The 4,586-nt window shown below is 70.6% G+C and carries 6 protein-coding genes; 2 read left to right on the forward strand and 4 right to left on the reverse strand.

Annotated features, from left to right (window positions below):
• Positions 1–265: 265 nt before the first annotated feature.
• From A5694_RS16085 to A5694_RS16100, 4 genes are all read right to left on the reverse strand, one after another.
• Complete coding sequence (locus tag A5694_RS16085; protein WP_234786449.1) at positions 266–1,858, reverse strand: PPE family protein; 1,593 nt, start codon at positions 1,856–1,858, stop codon at positions 266–268.
• Between the two features lie 5 nt (positions 1,859–1,863).
• On the reverse strand, positions 1,864–2,163 hold the full coding sequence (locus A5694_RS16090) for a PE family protein (protein ID WP_064922939.1): 300 nt from the start codon (positions 2,161–2,163) through the stop codon (positions 1,864–1,866).
• Between the two features lie 127 nt (positions 2,164–2,290).
• Complete coding sequence (locus A5694_RS16095) at positions 2,291–3,067, reverse strand: hypothetical protein (protein ID WP_064922941.1); 777 nt, start codon at positions 3,065–3,067, stop codon at positions 2,291–2,293.
• Complete coding sequence (locus tag A5694_RS16100) at positions 3,064–3,480, reverse strand: hypothetical protein (protein ID WP_064922943.1); 417 nt, start codon at positions 3,478–3,480, stop codon at positions 3,064–3,066. The genes A5694_RS16095 and A5694_RS16100 overlap by 4 nt, the downstream gene beginning before the upstream one ends.
• A gap of 107 nt (positions 3,481–3,587) precedes the next feature.
• Here A5694_RS16100 and A5694_RS16105 point away from each other — a divergent pair, with 107 nt between their 5' ends.
• A complete protein-coding gene (locus tag A5694_RS16105) occupies positions 3,588–4,166 on the forward strand; it encodes a hypothetical protein (protein ID WP_064922949.1) in 579 nt (192 codons plus the stop codon).
• A gap of 58 nt (positions 4,167–4,224) precedes the next feature.
• Complete coding sequence (locus A5694_RS16110) at positions 4,225–4,515, forward strand: hypothetical protein (protein WP_064922945.1); 291 nt, start codon at positions 4,225–4,227, stop codon at positions 4,513–4,515.
• Positions 4,516–4,586: the final 71 nt, after the last annotated feature.

The raw sequence follows: 4,586 nt of genomic DNA on the forward strand, positions 1-4,586 counted from the left end.
CGCCCCAAACGCCGACTCCGAGGCCACCAACTGCGGAATATGGGCATCCAACAAACTCATCACCGCACTCCTTTCTCCACTACCGGTTAGTCTTTCTCCACTACCGGTTAGTCGCGAACCACGCCGGTCCGGTTCCCCGGCCGCTTCGGCACGCCCTGACGGTACGCCCGCGGGAGCCGGTCCGGTCAATAACTGAGGACTGATTGTCCGAGATTTAACAGGATCTACCCACCGATATCGCCTTTGACATCCGCGATTGCGGAATCTAGGTCGGCTCGGCCGGCCAGGCATCTCCCCAGGAGTCGGGCAGCATCGGGACCGTGGGGCCGCCGCCGAATTTGTCGCGGGTCAGCTCCGCAAGGCCGGTGGCGCTCATGACGCCGGCCTTGCCGAGGGTGCCCGCGAAGCCGGCCGTACCCTGTTGGACCCGCGGCGTCGCGCCCGGGTCATGGCCGTCGAGGTATTCGTAGCGGTAGCCGGGGTCGATCAAGGTGCCGCGCCGCCGGCCGGTGTTCCGTGCGGCCCCGTGCCGCGGCTCGGCGGCAGCCGTCGCCGCCGCCGCGGCAGTCGCAGGCCGGGCCGCCTTGGCGCCAGCGCTGCCGGCGACGCCCTGCGACGACGGAAGCCACCCCACCAGATAGCTGTGGAACGTGCCCTCGGTACCGATAGCCGGAGGCGCCGCCGGCGGCGGTGGGGCACCCGCGGGGGCGGCCGGCGCAGGCAGCGTCGCCGCCGAGGCGGATGGCGCCGCTGACCCGGCCACCGCGGCCGGGGCCGGCGCAGACGGTGTCACGGCGCCGGGCAGGACCGGCGCCACCGCGGGCGGCGCCGGCATCACCGGCGGCGCCGCGACGCCGGCCAGCCCGGACAGCCCGCTGAGCCCGGACAGACCACCGAGGGGTGCCAGGGCCGCCAGGTTGGCGATCGACAGGTTCACCCCGACCCCGGCCAACAGCGGGGAAATCTGCACCAGGAAACGCAGGCTGCGCAGCGTCCAATTGACGACGCGGTAGGTCTGCCAGGAAATGAAGTAGGTCGCCAGCTGCCACCACTGGGCGGGAGTCAACGGGCCTTGAAACAAGTTCTGCTGCAACCAGGCCAGCGCCTTCTCATTGCCATTGAAGAAGTTGGACAGGTTCTGCAGGAATTCCGCCGGGCTCCAGTTGGGCTGGCCCTGCCCGGGCACCTGCTGGCCGTCCGAGCCGAACAGCATCTGCCAGATCTCGGCCGGCGTCGGCAGATCGAAGGAGCCACCACCGCCATTGCCACCACCCCCGCCGCCGCCGTTGCCACCTCCGCCACCGCCGCCGCCGTTTCCGGTGGTAGCCGAGCCGGCCTGGGCGCTGCCGCTGGAGTGGCCCAGGCTGCGCGCGGTCTCGGTGGTGGCTTGGTAGGTGCTCATGACGGTGGCCGCCTGGGTCCACATCCGGGCGTAGTCGACCTCATTGGCGGCGATCGGCACGGTGTTGACCCCGAAGAAATTGGTCGCGAGCAGGACCGCGTGGGTGGCATGGTTGGCGGCCAACTCCGCAAGGGTGGGCATCGCCGCCAGGGCGCTGCTGTAGGCCGCCGCAATCACCTCGTGCTGCGTGGCGGTGCGGGCACTGAGCGTGCCGGCCAGCTGCAGCCAGGCCAGGTAGGGCAGGTGCGCGGCGGCATAGGCCTCGGCGGTCGGGCCGGCCCACACCCCCTGGGAGTCGGCCAGTACCGCGCCGAGCTGGGCTGCGGCGCTGTCGTATTCGGCGCTGAGCGCCGCCCAGGCCGCCGATGCTGCCAGCAGCGGCCCGGGTCCCGGCCCGGTGCTCAGCATGGCTGAATGCACCTCCGGCGGGGCCGCCATCCACCCGGGGGCCGTCATGATCACTACTGCGGGAAGGTCACGGCGGCCAGCGTGTCCGCCGCCCGGTAGCTCATGCCGGCCTGGGCCACCCCGATTCCGGCCCGCCCCAGCACCTCGGTGCCGTGCGCGGTGACCGCCTCGTGCTGGCTGCCCTGCATGCTGAGTTCGGCCGCGGCCTGCAGCGACACCGGGTCGACGGCCGGGGGTGCCACCGCCGTGATCAGGGGGGCCGCGGTCGCGTGGGCTGCCGCCAGCGAGGCGGTGATCGCCTCGATCGCCGCGCTGGTCGCAGCCAAGCCTTCCGGGACGACGTGCAGCACCATGGCGAGACCCCTTCCGGACTGCGGTGCGCCGAACATCGCCGCTGACCTTACCTGCGGCACATTCGACGGCTGACCGTCACGATATGCCACTTGACTTTACTCACGCCCCCGTAATTGCGGAAGCAGCTCAGTGCTTTTTGACGACCGCCCGCGGCGCCGTCCGCCAGCTACGACGGCCGTCGGGGTGCCGGCGCGGCGGGTCCAGCAGCAGCACGGCACGCCCGTCCAGCAGCACCGGGCGGACCCAGCCACCCAACTCGATGAGCTCCCCGGGCGCCGGCCGACGGTTACTGGCGTCGCGGGCGTCGTCGATGGGCACGCTGGCCAGCAGTTCCTCGACGGTCGCCTCGAGGGGCAGGTCACCGAGGCCGGGCAGCGTGATGAACAGGCCGTCGTCTCCGGACAGCTGCAGGCCCACCGCCGCCAACGCGCCCAGCACCCCGTCGTGGGTGCCGCCGTGCCCGGACAGATGCAGACCGAGTTCGTCGGCCAGCCGCCGGGCCTGGGCGCGTTGCAGCACTTCGCATTTGGCTCGGCGGCCGAAGTCCACCAGCGGCCCGGCGTCGGTCAGATCGCCCGGGACGGCCACGGCCAGGCCGGGATCGGCCGCGGGAGGGCAGACGCGTTCGAGGAACCGGGCGACGAATTCGATGATCTTGTCGCGCACCGCGTGCGGGTCGCCGTCCGGGCTCCGCCAGGCCAGGCAGGCGCTGGAGTTGTGCGAGGTGTAGGGGACGCGGTCGTCGACGAGCAGTTGGTGACGGGTGGCGCCGGCCTCGCTGCCCAGTCCGGCGGCGGCCAGTTCGCGTAGCAGCGCGCGGGCGCGCCGGCCGGTGCCGGGGCTGAATTGGTCGTCGGTGTCGTCGATCCCGATCAGCAGGTCGACGCCCGCGAAGACGGTCACGGGTTGACGACCACGGTGCTGACATCGCGGACCCAGCGGTCGCGGGCGAGGTCGGCCCCGGCCAGTTTGACGGTGTCGCGTTTGGTGAAGCTCAACACGACCCGGTCGGTGAGTTCGGCAGCGGTCAGCGTCTGCGCCGGATCCCGCCCCTCGACGCGGATGCTGCTGATCGCGGTGGCCCCGGCAGCCTCGAGGACCGAGCGCACCGCCGGGCCGCGCTGCACCGCGTTCCCGTGCGACTGCGGCGTGCTGATCTCGATCTGGGGCAGCTCAGCCAGCCGCGCCAGATCGAACTCACCCAGCACGCGGCCGTCCTGCTGCACGACCAGGTGGTGCTGGTTCTCGGAATCGCCGGCACACCCGCCGACCATGATCAGCAGGACCGCCAGAGCCAGTTGGAGCAGATGCCGCATATGCATGACGCTAGGCAAAGCCGCCGAGGCGCATTCAAGCCGGGACACGGTCGATCCGGTCCGCAGGTGAGGTTGTGCGGTACGGCCGTCGCGCCTACCTTGAGGCGATGACCGTGATGCCCGTGCCCACCCGTAACGCAGCCGGCTTGACGCTCGCCCGTGACGTGCTCTTCCCGGCCGCCGCCGCCGCCGTCATCGCCCTCTCCGCTGATGTCCGGATGCCGCTGGGGCTGCCCGGGCACCGCGGCCTGGTGTGGCTGACGTTGCTGGTTGCGGTCGCCCTGACCGCTCGCCGGCCCCAGACCGTGCTCGCGGTGGGGGCGGCATCGACGGTGGCGACCATGTGGTTGCAGTCGGGCCCCGGGCCGTGGGCGGGCCTTCGCTATCTGGGGGCCGCGGCACTGCTGTGCCTGCTGACGACGAGCCCTGCGGTGCGCGCGCGCCGGTGGCTCGTTGCAATGGCCGCGGCACCGATTCACCTTGTCGCACTTGGGGTTCCGCTCGCGATGTGGCTCATCGGCAGCCACGCGCTGGCTGGGATCGGCGAAAAGGCGCTGTTTCATCTGGGATTCGGCTTGGTCGCCGGAGTTCTGGGCTGGGCGATTGCCGCCGTCATCGATTGGGCCGCCCCGGCGGCGGACAGCGGGGCGTCCTGTCGCGGCCCGGATTTCTCACTGGTTCCTTAATAATCGGGGCCGGGTCGGAGCCCGTTTTTTGTCGGTGATTCGCACTAGTGTTCGAATTGTGGGTAGGGATGCGTTCGCCGATCGGGACACCATCATGGGATGTCTCGATGAGCAGGAGGCGATTGCTGCCCGGTTGGCGCAGTGTTCGTTTGATGCGTTGACTCCCGAGGAGTTGGTGGAGGTGCTGGCCCGCCGGGAGGCGTTGGCGTGGCAGGCGCCGGTGATCGATCATCAGATCTTGGCCCGATTGGTGGCGGAGGGCCATGGGGAGGTGTTGGCGGGGTGTTCGCTGATCAAGGCCTTGAGTGAGCGGTTGCGGATCAGCACGAAAGAAGCCCGGCGGAGTTGAGTCCCGCATAGTGGTGTAGCGCGGTTGCTGGGTTCGTCATCGTGTCGGTGATGGACGTAAAGCGGCCACCG

It is taken from the genome of Mycolicibacter sinensis, from assembly GCF_001667945.1.
Taxonomy (GTDB): Bacteria; Actinomycetota; Actinomycetes; order Mycobacteriales; family Mycobacteriaceae; genus Mycobacterium; species Mycobacterium sinense_B.